The organism is Allobosea sp. GW823-FHT01F03, assembly GCF_058798075.1.
On sequence record NZ_CM179505.1, the window covers coordinates 3294292 to 3309859 of the forward strand.

At 68.0% G+C, this 15568-nt stretch carries 16 protein-coding genes; 12 read left to right on the plus strand and 4 right to left on the minus strand.

Annotation, left to right across the window (positions count from 1 at the left end; all coding sequences use genetic code 11):
- The first annotated feature begins 27 nt into the window (after window positions 1-27).
- Both AC3RCC_RS15785 and AC3RCC_RS15790 read left to right on the plus strand, forming a co-directional pair.
- The gene (locus AC3RCC_RS15785; RefSeq protein ID WP_492255859.1) at window positions 28-951 is read left to right on the plus strand and encodes an ABC transporter permease; all 924 of its coding nucleotides are present in this window, start codon (window positions 28-30) and stop codon (window positions 949-951) included.
- Window positions 948-1742 (plus strand): ABC transporter ATP-binding protein, encoded by a 795-nt coding sequence (locus AC3RCC_RS15790; protein ID WP_492255860.1) that lies wholly within the window; start codon window positions 948-950, stop codon window positions 1740-1742. The genes AC3RCC_RS15785 and AC3RCC_RS15790 overlap by 4 nt, the downstream gene beginning before the upstream one ends.
- A 61-nt stretch (window positions 1743-1803) precedes the next feature.
- On the opposite strand, the gene AC3RCC_RS15795 is transcribed toward AC3RCC_RS15790, so the two are convergent.
- On the minus strand, window positions 1804-2328 hold the full coding sequence (locus AC3RCC_RS15795) for a MarR family winged helix-turn-helix transcriptional regulator (protein ID WP_492255861.1): 525 nt from the start codon (window positions 2326-2328) through the stop codon (window positions 1804-1806).
- A gap of 105 nt (window positions 2329-2433) precedes the next feature.
- Between AC3RCC_RS15795 and AC3RCC_RS15800 the strand changes: the two genes are divergently transcribed.
- The 9 genes from AC3RCC_RS15800 to AC3RCC_RS15840 all read left to right on the plus strand — a co-directional run bounded on the left by AC3RCC_RS15800 (window position 2434) and on the right by AC3RCC_RS15840 (window position 8889).
- Window positions 2434-2850, plus strand: coding sequence for a VOC family protein (locus AC3RCC_RS15800; RefSeq protein WP_492255862.1), 417 nt, complete (start codon window positions 2434-2436; stop codon window positions 2848-2850).
- A gap of 138 nt (window positions 2851-2988) precedes the next feature.
- Window positions 2989-3414 (plus strand): VOC family protein, encoded by a 426-nt coding sequence (locus tag AC3RCC_RS15805; protein ID WP_291640505.1) that lies wholly within the window; start codon window positions 2989-2991, stop codon window positions 3412-3414.
- 119 nt (window positions 3415-3533) lie between these two features.
- A complete protein-coding gene (locus AC3RCC_RS15810; protein ID WP_291640507.1) occupies window positions 3534-3953 on the plus strand; it encodes a DoxX family protein in 420 nt (139 codons plus the stop codon).
- 103 nt (window positions 3954-4056) lie between these two features.
- Complete coding sequence (locus tag AC3RCC_RS15815) at window positions 4057-4587, plus strand: DUF1579 domain-containing protein (RefSeq protein ID WP_492255863.1); 531 nt, start codon at window positions 4057-4059, stop codon at window positions 4585-4587.
- Window positions 4588-4730: 143 nt separating this feature from the next.
- Window positions 4731-5348: an anthranilate synthase component II gene (locus AC3RCC_RS15820; protein ID WP_492255864.1), complete on the plus strand. Its 618-nt coding sequence runs from the start codon at window positions 4731-4733 to the stop codon at window positions 5346-5348.
- A gap of 14 nt (window positions 5349-5362) precedes the next feature.
- A complete protein-coding gene (gene trpD, locus AC3RCC_RS15825) occupies window positions 5363-6376 on the plus strand; it encodes an anthranilate phosphoribosyltransferase (RefSeq protein ID WP_492255865.1) in 1014 nt (337 codons plus the stop codon).
- A gap of 7 nt (window positions 6377-6383) precedes the next feature.
- A complete protein-coding gene (trpC, locus tag AC3RCC_RS15830) occupies window positions 6384-7196 on the plus strand; it encodes an indole-3-glycerol phosphate synthase TrpC (RefSeq protein WP_492255866.1) in 813 nt (270 codons plus the stop codon).
- Window positions 7193-7681, plus strand: a complete 489-nt coding sequence (gene moaC, locus AC3RCC_RS15835) for a cyclic pyranopterin monophosphate synthase MoaC (RefSeq protein WP_291645362.1) — start codon at window positions 7193-7195, stop codon at window positions 7679-7681. Before trpC ends, moaC begins: the two co-directional genes overlap by 4 nt.
- Window positions 7678-8889, plus strand: coding sequence for a molybdopterin molybdotransferase MoeA (locus AC3RCC_RS15840; protein WP_492255867.1), 1212 nt, complete (start codon window positions 7678-7680; stop codon window positions 8887-8889). Before moaC ends, AC3RCC_RS15840 begins: the two co-directional genes overlap by 4 nt.
- A gap of 404 nt (window positions 8890-9293) precedes the next feature.
- Here AC3RCC_RS15840 and gltA read toward each other — a convergent pair whose 3' ends face one another.
- Together gltA and gltX are read right to left on the minus strand one after the other, a co-directional pair.
- Entirely contained in the window at window positions 9294-10583 is a 1290-nt protein-coding gene (gltA, locus tag AC3RCC_RS15845; protein ID WP_291640521.1) for a citrate synthase, read from the minus strand.
- Between the two features lie 310 nt (window positions 10584-10893).
- Window positions 10894-12312 carry a glutamate--tRNA ligase gene (gene gltX / locus AC3RCC_RS15850; RefSeq protein ID WP_291645360.1) on the minus strand — a complete coding sequence of 473 codons (1419 nt, stop codon included), beginning with the start codon at window positions 12310-12312 and terminating at the stop codon, window positions 10894-10896.
- Between the two features lie 249 nt (window positions 12313-12561).
- Between gltX and AC3RCC_RS15855 the strand changes: the two genes are divergently transcribed.
- Window positions 12562-14748 (plus strand): ComEC/Rec2 family competence protein, encoded by a 2187-nt coding sequence (locus AC3RCC_RS15855; RefSeq protein ID WP_492255868.1) that lies wholly within the window; start codon window positions 12562-12564, stop codon window positions 14746-14748.
- Here the strand turns inward: AC3RCC_RS15855 and lexA are convergent.
- Complete coding sequence (gene lexA, locus AC3RCC_RS15860) at window positions 14742-15473, minus strand: transcriptional repressor LexA (protein ID WP_291640527.1); 732 nt, start codon at window positions 15471-15473, stop codon at window positions 14742-14744. The two genes, AC3RCC_RS15855 and lexA, sit on opposite strands and share 7 nt — an antisense overlap.
- Window positions 15474-15568: the final 95 nt, after the last annotated feature.

Genomic DNA, 15568 nt, shown 5'->3' on the forward strand with positions numbered 1-15568 from the left:
TTTCGACCAGAACAAGCAGGGCGACCGATGAGCCTCATCGCCACTCTGGGCGCCATAGAGATCGGACTGGTGTTCGCTCTCGTGGCGCTCGGCGTCTACATCACCTTCCGCGTGCTCGACTTTCCCGACCTGACGGTCGACGGAACCCTGCCGCTCGGCGCCGCGGTCGCGGCGGCGATGATCGCCGGCGGCGTCAATCCCGTGTTCGCGACGCTGGCGGCGATCATCGCCGGTTGCCTCGCCGGCACCGTGACCGCCTGGCTCAACATCCGCTTTGCGATCCTGCATCTGCTCGCCGGCATCCTGACGATGACGGCGCTGTTCTCGATCAATCTGCGGGTGATGGGGGTGCCGAACATCCCGCTGATGAACCGGCCGACGGTGATCGAACTCTTCACCTGGCTGAATCCGCTGATCGCCGCCACCGGCCTGCCCGGCCGCCCGACCCTCCGCGTTCTGGCCTTGCTGATCATCGTCACCGTGATCGCCGCTTTGCTCGCCCGCTTCCTGAAGACCGAGTTCGGCCTCGCCATGCGCGCCACCGGCGCCAATCCGCGCATGGCGCGGGCGCAGGGCATCCGCACCGACATGCATGTCTATGTCGGCGTCGCCCTCTCCAACGGCCTCGTCGCCTTGGCCGGCGCCCTGTTCGCGCAGACAGCCGGCTTCGCCGATGTCAGCATCGGCACCGGCACCATCATCGCCGGCCTCGCCGCCGTGATCCTCGGCGAGACGATATTCCGTAGCCGGTCCATCGTCGTGGCGATCTTCTCCTGCCTGATCGGTGCCATCGCCTATCGCCTCGCCATCGCGCTCGCGCTGAACGCCGGCTGGCTCGGCCTGCGGGCTTCCGACCTCAATCTCGTCACCGCGGTGCTGGTCGGCATCGCGCTGATGCTGCCTGGTGTCGCCAACCCGCTGCGCGGCCTGTTCAAGCGGAGCGCGCCATGATCAGCGTGCGGGATGTCCACGTCACCTTCGGACGCGGTACGCCGCTGGAGAACCGGGCGCTGCGCGGTCTCGACCTGAAGGTGGCCGATGGCGAATTCGTCACCGTCATCGGCTCGAACGGCGCCGGCAAGTCGACCTTGCTCAATGTCCTCAGCGGCGATGCCCGGGCCGAGCGCGGCACGGTCGAGGTCGACGGCATCGACGTGACGCGCTGGCCGACGCCGAAGCGCGCCGGCCTGATCGCGCGCGTCTTCCAGGACCCGATGGCCGGTACCTGCGAGCGCCTGACCATCGAGGAGAACATGGCGCTGGCGCAGGCGCGCGGCCGGGCACGCGGTCTCGGCGCCGCACTCGACACATCGCGCCGGGCGCTGTTCCGCGACAGGCTGGCGATGCTCGGCCTCGGGCTGGAGAACCGCCTCGGCGATTCGATGGGACTGCTCTCGGGCGGTCAGCGCCAGGCGGTCAGCCTGCTGATGTCGACGCTGGCGGGTACGAAGACCCTGCTGCTCGACGAGCATACCGCAGCGCTCGACCCGCGCACCGCCGCCTTCGTGCTCGACCTGACCCGCCGCATCGTCGACGAGCAGAAATTGACCGCGCTGATGGTGACCCATTCGATGCGCGACGCGCTCGACCATGGCAACCGCACGGTGATGCTGCACGAGGGCAAGGTCGTCTTCGACATCGAAGGCGAGCGCCGCAAGGCGATGGACGTGCCGGACCTGCTGCGCCTGTTCAAGCAGGTCCGCGGCGAGGAACTATCGGACGACAGCCTGCTGCTGAGCTGAGCGCTTCCGCTGATCGCCTGCGCCTGCGCTTCAAACCGTCACCTGCCTTTCCCGACATCGCTCAGTCCTGGGCGGGACCGGCTTCCAGGCTGAGAGCGAGCTTGCGCAGCAGCGCGGCAAGTTGCTCCTTCTCGGCCACGCTCAGCCCGTCGAGCAGGCGTCTTTCGAGCGCCATGTCCTCGCGGAAGGCAGCTTCGGCCTTGGCGCAGCCGGCCTTTGTGAGCTCGACGAGCAGGCTGCGCCGATCCTCCGGCGCCTCGCAGCGCCTGATCAGCCCGGCAGCTTCGAGCCGGTTGAGTCTGGCGGTCAGGCCGCCCGAGGAGATCATCAGCGTGCGGTAGAGCTCGGTCGGCGTCAGCCGCCAGGGCTCGCCCGCGCGCAACAGGGTCGAGATCACGTCGAACTCGCCGGCATCGACGCCGTGGCGCGTGAACACGGCCTCGATGGCGGGACGCAGTCGCAAGGTGATCCGCCGCGCCCGGCCGATCACCCCCATGGGCTCGGTATCGAGATCGGGCAGTTCGCGCGCCCATTGCGCGCGCAACCGATCGACATGGTCCCCTTCCCCGCCAGCCGCAGCATCCATCCCGGTCTCCCACTCCTGCCCGATCCTGTCAGCAGAACGACGGATATATCTTGACGTCAAGACATGAAGGAATTTATCTTTACATCAAGATAAATGGAGGACGCGATGCCGGAGCAGATCCCGTTCAGCCTCGCCGGACTCGACCATGTCGTGTTCCGGACTGCCGATACGCCGCGCATGCTGGCCTTCTATCGGGAGGTGCTCGGCTGCCCGCTCGAGCGCCGCCAGGACGAGCTCGGCCTGGTGCAACTGCGCGCCGGCCGCTCGCTGATCGACCTCGTCGACGTCGCCGGCCCGCTCGGCCGCACCGGCGGGGCCGCGCCGGGCCCTGAGGGCCGCAATGTCGACCATATCTGCCTGGGGATCAGGCCGTTCGACGAGGCGAGCCTGCGCGCCCATCTTGAGCGCCACGGTGTCGCCATCGTCGCGGCAGGCTCGCGCTACGGCGCCGAGGGCGAAGGCCAGGCGATCTATGTCCGGGATCCCGACGGCAACGCGATCGAGCTCAAGGGAGCCGAATGAGGCCCTGATCCGCCCAGCCACGCCTCCCTGCCGGCTCGCCATCGTTCCGGCCTCGGAACGCGGCAGGATCGGCCGGGGAATTCGAACTCGACTTGCAATCCAAGTGAAGCTTGCAATCCAAGTGAAGGGAGTTTCGCCATGTCGCAGCCAGCAGAAGCCAAACAGCCCCAAGCCCAACCCGAGACCCGCGGCGGCGTCGTCCCCTATCTCAGCGTCGACGGCGCGGTGAAGGCCTCGGAATTCTACCAGAAGGCCTTCGGAGCCGAGGAGGTCGCCCGCCAGCCGCTCGACGAGAAGGGGCGGACCATGCACATCCACCTCTACGTCAATGGCGGCTCGCTGATGCTGAGCGACCCCTATCCGGAATATGGCTATCCCTGGGAGGCGCCGAAGGGTTGCACCCTCACCCTGCGCGTCGACGATATCGACTTCTGGTGGAAGCGCGGCGTCGAGGCCGGCATGGAGGTCGTCACCCCGGTCGAGGTGATGTTCTGGGGCGACCGCTACGGCCAGTACCGCGACCCGTTCGGCTTCCTCTGGGCGCTGGTCTCGGCGGTCAAATAGCGACGAGCGGCGAGAAGCCGACGCCGCATGCCAGTTCCACCAAGCTTTCGCCGGCCGCCTTTCGCGCGCCGGGCCGGCGAAGCCATGCCCCATCGCGCCACGCCGTTCCGGAGAGAACCATGCAGTCGGAAGCCGAAATCGCAGCCAACCCGCCGGCGGCGCTCTGGATCGGCCGTGCCATGAGCGGGCTCGTCGTCGCCTTCCTGATCTTCGATGGCGGCATCAAGCTCGCACCGCTTTCGGTGGTGACCGAGACCATGCAGCAGCTCGGCTATTCCGACTCGCCCGAGCTGGCGCGCGGGCTTGGCGTGATGACGCTGGCGATCGCCCTGCTCTACGCGCTGCCGCGAACCAGCATCCTCGGCGCCATCCTGCTGACCGGCCTGCTCGGCGGCGCCATGGCGACGCATCTGCGTGCCGGCAGCCCGCTCTTCAGCCATCTCTTCTTCGGCCTCTATCTTGGCCTGATCGCCTGGGGCGGGCTGTACCTCCGGGATGTCCGGCTCCGCCGCCTGTTCCCGCTGCGCCAAGACAGCTGACGATCCGCGGATTGCGCTCCATCCTGTCGCAGGCTGACGAACGGCCGGGGCAATCTCGCTGGCAGCGCTTTCGAAAGGGCACCAGCAAAGGAGGAATGCCGCCATGTCCAGCACAACCGACGCCGACAAGCCGCAGGATGCCGCAGGCTGCACACCGGCCGTGCCGCAGAAGGAGCATGAATGGCTGCACAAGCTCGTCGGCGACTGGACCTATGAGGCCGACTGCCTGATGGGCCCGGACCAGCCGCCGATGAAATCGAACGGGATGCACAGGACGACGTCTTTCGGCGGCCTCTGGATCGTCGGCGACGGCGAGGGCAAGATGCCGGACGGCTCGCTGGCGCAGACCCGGCTCACCCTCGGCTACGACGCACTGAAGAACGTGTTCATCGGCAGCTTCATCGGCTCGATGATGTCCAACCAATGGGTCTATTCCGGCAAGCTCGACGATTCAGGCAAGATCCTCACCCTCGACACCGAAGGGCCTGATTTCAGCAATCCGACCAAGACGGCGAGGTATCAGGACATCCTCGAGATCAAGAGCGACGACCATCATACGCTCTCCTCGCGCGCCCTCGGCCCGGACGGGCAGTGGCACGGCTTCATGACCGCGCATTACCGCCGCAAGAGATAGCGCGAAGGGAGCGCACGCAGCCGGGGCCGACATCCAACGAGGGCGAGAGCCGGCCGGCTTCGCGCCCTCATGCTTGACCCGCACGCGCGTTCGGGGCCATGTGCAATCGCAATGACAACGGGTGGGGACGGCCCCGGACGGCGATGCGCATCCTGCTGATCGACAATTACGACAGCTTCACCTGGAACCTGGTCCACCTGATCGGTGGGCTCGGGGCCGAGGTCGAGGTTCGCCGCAACGACTCGCTGACGGTCGCTGAAGCGCTCTCCGGCGGGCATGGCGCGATCGTGCTCTCGCCCGGCCCCTGCACGCCGAACGAGGCCGGCATCTGCCTCGACCTCGTGCGCGAAGGCGCCGGCAAGGTGCCGCTCTTCGGCGTCTGCCTCGGCTTGCAGACGATCGGCCAGGTCTTCGGCGGCGAAATCGTGCGTGCGCCGCTGCCGATGCACGGCAAGGTCTCAACCGTGACGCATCGCGCGCGCGGCCTGTTCCACGGCATCAACGGTCAGATCGAGGCGACGCGCTATCATTCGCTGGTGGTGAAGCGTGAAACCTGCCCCGAGATTCTCTCGATCGAGGCGGAATCCGGCGACGGCATGATCATGGCGCTCTCGCATCGCGAGCTGCCGGTGCATGGCGTGCAGTTCCATCCGGAGAGCATCGCTTCGGAGCATGGCGCGACGATCCTGCGCAATTTCCTCGATCTCGCCGAACGATGGTCGGCCGCGTCCGACACCGCCGCCCTTTCCGCGACAGCCTGATCGATCGAGTTCCCATGGAAGACTTCAAGCCCTTCATCGCCAAGGTCGCGACCGGCGCCTCGCTTTCCCGCGAGGAGGCCCGCGACGCCTTCGAGACCATGCTTTCGGGCGGTGTCACCAATGCTCAGGCCGCCGCCTTCCTGATGGCGCTGCGCGTGCGCGGCGAGAGCACCGAGGAGATCGCCGGCGCGGTCAGCGCCATGCGCGCCCGCATGCTCACGGTCTCCGCGCCCGCGGATGCGATCGACATCGTCGGCACCGGCGGCGATGCGTCGGGGTCCTACAACGTCTCGACCCTGGCCTCGATCATCACCGCGGCCTGCGGCGTGCCGGTCGCCAAGCATGGCAACCGCGCGGCGTCCTCGCGCTCCGGCGCGGCGGATGTGCTGACGGCGCTCGGCGTCAAGGTCGGGCTCGAGCCGGCCGGGATCGAGCGCAGCATCCGCGATGCCGGCGTCGGCTTCATGTTCGCGCCGGCCCATCACGCCTCGATGCGCCATGTCGCGCCGGTGCGTACCGAGCTCGGCACCCGCACCATCTTCAACCTGGTCGGACCGCTCTCCAACCCGGCCGGGGTGAAGAAACAGCTCGTCGGCGCCTTCTCCGAGACCTGGCTCCAGCCGATGGTCGAGGTGCTCGCCTCGCTCGGCTCGCAATCGATCTGGGCCGTGCACGGCTCGGACGGGCTCGACGAGATCACCACCACCGGCCCGACCCGCGTCGTTGCGCTGAAGGACGGCAAGATCGAGAGCTTCTCGATTTCCCCCGAGGATGTCGGCATCGCCCGGGCCAAGCCCGAGGATCTGCGCGGCGGCGAGCCGGAGCAGAATGCCAAGGCCCTGCAGGACGTGCTCGACGGCCAGAAGAGCGCCTTCCGCGACATCGCCGCCTTCAATGCCGCAGCGGCGCTGGTCGTCGCCGGCAAGGCCGCGACGCTCGGTGACGGACTGGCACAGGCCTATCAGGCGCTCGACAGCGGCAAGGCCAAGGGCGTACTCGCCACGCTCATCGCCAGCTCGAACGCCTGAGGCGGCCATGTCGGACATTCTGAAGCGGATCGAGGCCTATAAGCGCGAAGAGATCTCGGCGGCACGCAGCGCCGTGCCACAGGCCGAGATCGAGCGCCGCGCCGCCGCCATGCCGCCGGCACGCGACTTCCTCGGCGCGCTCGAAGCCAAGCGTAAGGCCGGGCTGCCGGCGCTGATCGCCGAGATCAAGAAGGCGAGCCCGTCCAAGGGCCTGATCCGGCCGGATTTCGACCCGCCGGCGCTGGCGAAGGCCTATGCCGAAGGCGGCGCCGCCTGCCTCTCGGTGCTGACCGACACCCCCTCCTTCCAGGGCCAGCCGGAGTATCTCGCGCAGGCGCGCGAGGCTTCGGGCCTACCGGGCCTGCGCAAGGACTTCATGTTCGAGCCCTATCAGGTCTTCGAGGCGCGTAGCTGGGGCGCCGACTGCATCCTGGTGATCATGGCCTCGGTCGACGATGCCGCGGCCCGCGAGCTGACTGAAACCGCCAAGGCGCTCGGCATGGCCGTGCTGGCGGAGGTCCATGACGAAGCCGAGCTGGAACGGGCACTCAAGCTCGACACCCGCCTCGTCGGCATCAACAATCGCGATCTGCGCAGCTTCGAGGTCAGCCTCAGCGTGACCGAACGCCTGGCGCCTTTGGTCCCGGCCAACCGGCATCTCGTCGGCGAGAGCGGCATCTTCAGCCATGCCGACATCACCCGGCTGCAGGGCTGCGACGTCAACACCTTCCTGGTCGGCGAAAGCCTGATGCGCCAGCAGGATGTCGCCGGCGCGACCCGGCAGCTGCTGACCGGAAAGGGCGCGGAGGCGGCGGCGTGAGCCGGCTTTCGCATCTCGACAGCCAGGGCCAGGCCCATATGGTCGATGTCGGCGACAAGGCGGAGACTGCCCGAACCGCGATCGCCGAGGGCAGCGTCGTGATGCAGGCGGAAACGCTCGCGATCGTGCGTGCCGGCGACGCCAAGAAGGGCGACGTGCTCGGCACCGCGCGCCTCGCCGGCATCATGGCGGCCAAGCGCGCCCATGAGCTGATCCCGCTCTGCCACCCGTTGCTGCTGACCAAGATCGCGGTCGATCTCTCCATCGACGAGGCCCTGCCCGGCGTGCGCGTACGGGCCGAGGTGCGCCTCACCGGCAAGACGGGCGTCGAGATGGAAGCCCTGACCGCGGTCAGCGTCGCCTGCCTGACGGTTTACGACATGGTCAAGGCGGTCGATCGCGGCATGCGTATCGAAGCGATCCAGCTCGTCCACAAATCCGGCGGCAAGTCCGGCGTCTACGAAGTTGCGGAAGGGCAGAGATGAGCCTGACACCGGTTGCCGTCGCGCTGCGCGCGCTGCTCGACAGCGTTCCCGGAACCACCGGCACGGAAATGCTGCCGCTGGCGCGTTGCGCAGGCCGGGTTCTGGCGGCCGATATCGCGGCGCTACGCACCCAGCCGCCCTTCGCCAATTCGGCGATGGACGGCTATGCCGCCCGCGCCGATGATCTCCAGCCCGGCAAGGAATTGCGGGTGATCGGCGAATCCGCCGCCGGCCGCGGCTTTGCCGGCTCGGTCGCTCCCGGCGAGGCGGTCCGTATCTTCACCGGCGCGCCGCTGCCGGAAGGCACCGACGCCATCCTGATCCAGGAAAACGCAGAGGGTGTCGACGGCCCGGTGATCCGGGTCACCAAGGCGGCGAGCAAGGGCCAGTTCGTGCGCGCCGCCGGGCTCGATTTCGGCAGTGGCGAGGTTCTGCTCGCGGCCGGCCGCCGGCTCGACAGCGCTGCGCTCGGCCTCGCCGCCGCGATGGGGCATCCGGAGCTTCCGGTGCGTCGTAAGCCCGTGGTCGCGATTCTCGCCACCGGCGACGAGCTCGTCCTGCCGGGCGAGCCGGTCGGCCCCGACCAGATCGTCGCCTCCAACAGCTATGCGCTGGCCGCCCTGGTCGAGCAGGCCGGCGGCACGGCGCTCGATCTCGGCATCGCCCGCGACAACCATCCCGATCTCGCGGCCCGCATCGAGGCGGCGAAGGCGGCGAATGCCGATGTGCTGGTCACGCTCGGCGGCGCTTCCGTCGGCGCACATGACCTGGTCCAGGCCGCGCTCAAGGCGCAAGGCATGGATCTCGGCTTCTGGAGGATCGCGATGCGGCCGGGCAAGCCGATGATGATGGGGAGGCTCGGCCCGATGGTCGCCCTCGGCCTGCCGGGCAACCCGGTCTCCTCGATCGTCTGCGGCCACCTCTTCGTCACGCCGCTGATCGAGGCCCTGCTCGGCATGGCCGAGCCGGAGCGCGACCGCGGCGAGCCGGCGATCCTCGCCGTCGACCTGCCGGCGAATGACGAGCGCCAGGACTATCTGCGCTCGGCCTTCGTCACGGAAGCCGGCGAACGCCGGGTGAAGCCCTTTCCCAAGCAGGATTCCTCGATGCTGGCGAACCTCGCCCGGGCCGAGGCGCTGGTCATCCGGCCGGTCTTCGCCGAGCCGGCCAAGGCCGGCGATCCCTGCCGGATCATCCGGCTGCGCTGACTGGCGGGTCAGCCGCAGCGCCGATAGCGCGTGTGTCGCCGTAGGCGACTTCGTCGATCGAGATGGCCTTGAGGGGCACAGCTGGCGCGACGTTTCGGCCCGTTCATGCTGAAGTAACCGGTACGCGCTGGCGGAGGCTCGCTCGACCCGGCCGAAATGGCAGCTCCCTCGCCGGTGCGGCCGCCACGGTCGAAGCCGACATGGGCGCTCTCGGCTCCTTCCCTCAGCCATTAGCGGCCCTGTCACTCGATCGGACGCTTCTCGTCGTCAGACATCTTCCCGCCGCGGCTTCACATCGACCCGGCAGGCTCTGCCACGTCGCTGGCTTGCGGTCAGGCCACGCCCGAACGGAAAAGGCCGTGACGGTTGCCCGTCGCGGCCCTGGTAATTGCGATGCGTGGCGATCAGCGCCGGCCGATCGGTGCGTAATCGCGCTTCGGCGCGCCGGTGTAGAGCTGGCGCGGACGGCCGATGCGCTGGGACGGATCCTCGATCATCTCCTTCCACTGCGCGATCCAGCCGACGGCACGCGCCAGCGCGAACAGAGCGGTGAACATCGAGGTCGGGAAGCCCATCGCCTTGAGCGTGATGCCCGAATAGAAGTCGATGTTCGGATAGAGCTTCTTCTCGATGAAGTAGCTGTCGGAGAGAGCGATCCGCTCCAGCTCCATCGCGACGTCGAGCAGTGGATCGTCCTTGATGCCGAGCTCGTTCAACACCTCATGCGTGGTCTTCTGCATGATCTTGGCGCGCGGATCGTAGTTCTTGTAGACGCGGTGCCCGAAGCCCATCAGGCGGAACGGATCGTTCTTGTCCTTGGCCTTGGCGATGTATTTCGGGATGTTCTCGACCGTGCCGATCTCCTCGAGCATCTTGAGAGCGGCCTCGTTGGCGCCGCCATGGGCGGGGCCCCAGAGGCAGGCGATGCCGGCGGCGATGCAGGCGAAGGGATTGGCGCCCGAGGAGCCGGCGAGGCGCACGGTCGAGGTCGAGGCGTTCTGCTCATGGTCGGCGTGCAGAATGAAGATCCGGTCGAGCGCGCGCGACAGCACCGGATTGACCTTGTAGTCCTCCGCCGGCACGGCGAAGCACATCCGCAGGAAGTTCGAGCTGTAGTCGAGCGAGTTCAGCGGATACACGAAGGGCTGGCCGATCGTGTACTTGTAGGCCATCGCCGCCAGCGTCGGCATCTTGGCGATCATTCGCATCGACGCGATCATGCGCTGCTGCGGGTCCGAGATGTCGGTGGAGTCGTGATAGAAGGCCGACATCGCACCGACCGAGGCGACCAGAACCGCCATCGGATGCGCATCGCGGCGGAAGCCCTGGAAGAAGCGGGCCATCTGCTCATGCACCATGGTGTGGCGCGTGACGCGATAGTCGAAATCGGCCTTCTGGGCCGCGGTCGGCAGATCGCCATAAAGCAGCAGATAGCAGGTCTCGAGGAAGTCGCCATGCTCGGCGAGCTGCTCGATCGGGTAGCCGCGATAGAGCAGAACGCCCTCGTCGCCGTCGATATAGGTGATCTGCGACTCGCAGCTCGCGGTCGAGGTGAAGCCGGGATCGTAGGTGAACATCCCGGTCTGAGCGTAGAGCTTGCTGATGTCGATGACCGAAGGCCCGATCGATCCAGATTTGACCGGCATGTCGACGGTCTTGCCGTCGACATTCAACTGACTCGTGGTTCCGCTCATGGATGCCGATCCTTTCAGGCTCGATCTCAAATCATCTCGGCGGCCGAATGTCGTTCCGACCGATCACTGGTCATCAGGCGCCGCCCGAAGCTCCACTATGCCGGCTCCAGGGCGGGATATGAGGATGCCGCTGCGGCGAAAAAGCGTTCATCAGACTGATTTTAAAGCGTTTTTGGCCGCGGCTGCTTCCATTGGGGAGCAGCCGCCACGCCGCGTTGCTAGACCATTTCCGAGAGGCGTTCAACAGCGAGAAACATGGCGGTGGCCGTGCGATCCCGCGCTGCGGTACTGCTGCCTCCGCCATGCCGGCTCAGGCGATGTCGGAGAGCCGCGCCAGGGCTTCCTCGCGCCCCAGCACCGCCATGACGTCGAAGAGGCCGGGAGAGGTGGTGCGCCCGGTCAGCGCGGCCCGCAGCGGCTGCGCGACCTGGCCGAGCTTGACGGCACTCGCCTCGGCGAATTCCCGCACGGCCGCTTCGAGCGCCGCGGGAGCCCAGTCCGGCAGCGCCGCGAGCTTCTCTGCCAGTTTCGGCATCCGCTCCCGCGCGGCATCGTCGAGCAGCGCCGCGGCCTTGGGCTCAAGGGCCAACGGGCGCTGGGCATAGAGATAAAACGCACTGTCCAGCAGTTCGACCAAAGTCTTGGCCCGCTCCTTGAGCCCAGGCATCGCCGCCAGGAAGCGGCGTTCGAGCGCCGGGTCGAGTTCGGCGGGCAGTCCACGGGCCGGACCGATCTCGGGCAGGATCGCCTTCAGCGCTTCAAGCAGCTCGCGATCCTCCGACTGGCGCATATAGAGCCCGTTCAGGCTCTCCAGCTTGGCATAGTCGAACCGCGCCGGGGAGCGGCCGATCGAGGACAGGTTGAACAGCGAGATCATCTCCTCGGGGGAGAAGATCTCCTGGTCGCCATGGCTCCAGCCGAGACGCAGCAGATAGTTGCGCAGCGCGATCGGCAGATAGCCCATGGCGCGATAGGCGTCGACGCCGAGCGCACCGTGGCGTTTCGACAGTTTTGCGCCGTCCGGCCCATGGATCAGCGGGATGTGCGACATGCTCGGCACCTTCCAGCCCATCGCCTGATAGATCTGCGTCTGCCGTGCCGCATTGGTCAGGTGGTCGTCGCCGCGGATGATATGGGTGACGCCCATGTCGTGATCGTCGACGACCACGGCGAGCATATAGGTCGGGTTGCCGTCCGAGCGCAGCAGGACGAGATCGTCGAGATTCTCGTTCTGCCAGACGACGCGGCCCTGGACCTCGTCCTCGACCACAGTCTCGCCGGTCTGCTCGGCCTTCAGGCGAATGACCGGCTTGGCGCCGGCCGGTGCGGTCGCCGGATCGCGGTCGCGCCAGCGCCCGTCATAGCGCATCGGCCGGCCCTCGGCCTTGGCCTTCTCGCGCATCTCGTCGAGTTCCTGCGGGGTCGCATAGCAATAATAGGCCTTGCCGGCTGCGAGCATCTGCTCAGCGACCTCGCGATGCCGGGCGGCACGCTGGAACTGGTAGACGGTCTGCCCGTCCCAATCGAGACCGAGCCAGGACAGGCCGTCGAGAATCGCGGCGATGGCGGCATCGGTCGAGCGTTCGCGATCGGTATCCTCGATGCGCAGCAGCATCTTGCCACCATGGCGGCGGGCATAGAGCCAGTTGAACAGGGCGGTGCGGGCGCCACCGATATGGAGGAATCCGGTAGGCGACGGCGCAAAGCGCGTGACGACCTCATCGCTCATGAAGAAGGACTCCGACGGAACGGGCGGATGAAGGGCGAGAGCCGGCTCATGGGCGGTCTCGGCCGGGGCTGACAACCGGCGCGGTCGCTGTAACATGGCTTTGCGGCCGCCGTTAAGCGTCTTCCTGTTCCGGTGGCGAAAGGGAGGCCGATGCTTTCCGCACCGCCCGGGCGTCGCCGAAAGGCCTCCGCGCGCGCCCTCGCCTGGCGGGGTGGGGCAAGGTGGGCGTATCGGCTGTCGCTGAGCCCGGTGTGGACCCCGTCGAACTGGTACGCCCCGCTCCGCGCCATGCTCGAAACCGAGATCGAGCGGCGGCGCCTCTTCAACTGGCTTCCGGTGCCGCTCGGGCTCGGCGTCGTCCTGTATTTCCTCGCCGATCGCGAGCCGAGCCCGGCGGCGCCGCTGGCCGGCCTCGCCCTGTCCGCGCTCGCCGCGCTGCTATTGCGCCACAGGCGCCGCGCCATGCTCGTCTGTGTCGCGCTAGGCGCACTCTTTGCCGGCTTCGGCGCCGGAGCCTGGCGGGCGGCGAGCATCGCGGCACCGGCGCTCTCCCGGCTCCATGTCGGCAAGATCACCGGTTTCGTCGAGACGCTGGAGCAGCGCGAGAAGGGCGTCCGTCTGGTCGTCCTGGTCACCGCCCTGCCGGGCGTCGAACCGCAGCAGCGCCCGAGGCGCGTCCGCGTCAGCACCATCGCGACGACCTTGAAGCCCGGCGATCACATCGTGGCGACCGCGCGGCTCCTGCCGCCGCCTGGACCGGCGCGTCCCGGCGGCTATGACTTCGCCCGCGACGCCTTCTTCCGCGGCATCGGCGCGGTCGGCAGCATTGCCGGAAAGGTCGCGCTGGCACCGGCGCCTTCTCGGCCGTCGCGGCAGCTCGCCTGGAGCATCGCCATCGACCAGGCGCGCAATGCGCTGACCGAGCGCATCGCCACGATCGGCGGCGGGCAGGCGGGCGCGATGGCGGCCGCCCTGGTGACCGGCAAGCGCGGCCTGATCACCGAACCGACCAATGACGATCTGCGCGCCGCCGGCATCTACCACATCGTCTCGATCTCCGGCCTGCACATGGTTCTGGCGGCCGGCACGATCTTCTGGCTGGCACGGGCGCTGCTGGCGCTGTCGCCCGGCCTCGCCCTCTTCTGGCCGATCAAGAAGCTCGCCGCACTCGCCGCCATGTTCGGCGCCACCGCCTATTGCGTTTTCTCGGGTGCCGAGGTCGCGACGGTCCGCTCCTTGATCATGACCCTGGTGATGCTCGGCGCCATCCTGGTCGACCGGCCGGCCCTCAGCATGCGCAATCTCGCTCTCGCCGCGATCATCGTGCTGCTGCGCGAGCCCGAGGCGCTGCTCGGGCCGAGCTTCCAGATGTCTTTCGGCGCGGTCGCCGCGCTGATCGCCTTCGCCGAGCGCTGGCAGGAGCGCTCACCCGACCCGGCCGCTGCGAGCTGGCCCTGGCCCTTGCGGCCGCTCTGGCTCTCCGCAGTCGGCATCGTCGTCACCACCTTGCTGGCGACGGCGGCGACGGCACCCTTCGGCGTCTATCATTTCCAGACCTTCAACCCGTTCGGCCTGCTCGGCAACGCGCTCGCTTTGCCTTTCGTCTCGTTGATCGTCATGCCGGCCGCGGTCTTCGGCGTGCTGGCCTATCCCTTCGGGCTCGACTGGCCCGCCTGGGCCCTGATGGGCTGGGCCTCCGGCCTCGTCCTGCGGCTCGCCCACTGGGTTGCCGGGATCGAGCGCTCGACAGTGGTGCTGCCGGCCTTCGACGCCCTGGCGCTCGCCCTGTTCGCCCTGGCGCTGCTCTGGCTGACCTTGTGGACGACGGCCTTGCGCTACCTGGCGGCACTGCCGCTCTGCGCCGGTCTGGCGCTCGCCACGGACCCGACGCGGCCGGACATCCTGATCGAGCGCGACGGTTCCGGCATTCTGGTACGCGGCCCCGAAGGGCGGCTCGTCCTCGCAGGCAAGCCGAGCCGTTTCGTCCTGGCGCAATGGCTCCATGCCGACGGGGATTCCCGCTCCCCGGACGATCCGGCCTTGCGAGAAGGCGCCGCCTGCGATGCGCGCGGCTGCGTGATCCGCCTCAGGGACGGCCGCAAAGTCGCCTACACTCGCGACCGCATCGCTATCGTCGAGGATTGCCTGCGCGCCGATCTCGTCGTGACGCCGCTCCATGCCAATGGCAGCTGCACCGCCCGGCTGATCGACCGGGCTGCGCTCACGCGTGACGGGGCGACGGCGCTGGGCTCCTCGCCTGGTGGAAACTGGCGCTCCTACACCGCCGAGGACGCGACGCGCCTGCGGCCCTGGACCCGGGCCCGGCCTGCTCCCGTCGCCGCGCCTTCGTCACCGGAGCCGGGACGCGCCCCTGCCACCTCGCTACCCGCCGCTGCAACGGCGGAGCAGGCGGAGGACAGCGGGTTGCTTCAGTAGCGCCGCATCAGATTGACGAGCCGACCCTGGATCTTGACGCGATCCGGGCCGAGCACGCGGGTCTCGTAGGCCGGGTTGGCGGCCTCCAGGGCAATCGAGGAGCCGCGCTTGCGCAGGCGCTTCAGCGTCGCCTCCTCGTCATCGATCAGGGCGACGATGATGTCGCCGGTGTTGGCGGTGTCCTGCTTGCGGATGACGACGGTGTCGCCGTCGAGAATGCCGGCCTCGATCATCGAGTCGCCGCGGACCTCCAGCGCGTAGTGCTCGCCGCCGCCGAGCATGTCGGCCGGCATGGAGACGCTGTGGCTGCGATCCTGGATCGCCGAGATCGGCGTGCCAGCGGCGATTCGACCCATCACCGGGATGGAAACGGTCGTGCGTCCGTTCTCCTCAGCGGTGGCGGGGCGCGGCTTGGCGAGGTTGGCGGCTGGGGCAGGCGGAGTCTGGCCGAGCCCCCCCTGCACGATGGACGGGCTGAAACGGGCGCGCTGCCCCGGCGCACCGCCGATTCCGTCCGGCATCTTGATGACTTCGAGTGCCCGGGCGCGGTTCGGTAGCCGGCGAATGAAGCCGCGCTCCTCCAGCGCCATGATCAACCGGTGAATGCCGGATTTGGAGCGCAGATCGAGCGCATCCTTCATCTCGTCGAAGGAGGGCGGGACGCCGGATTCGCGCAGGCGTTCATGGATGAAGCGAAGCAGTTCGAACTGTTTGCGTGTCAGCATGATCTCGCCGCCCAGCCTTTCGCATCGGAATCGAAACAAAGCACGAACAACATACCTGTTCGCCATGTGTTCCGCAAGAGAGGTTCAGCACGCTC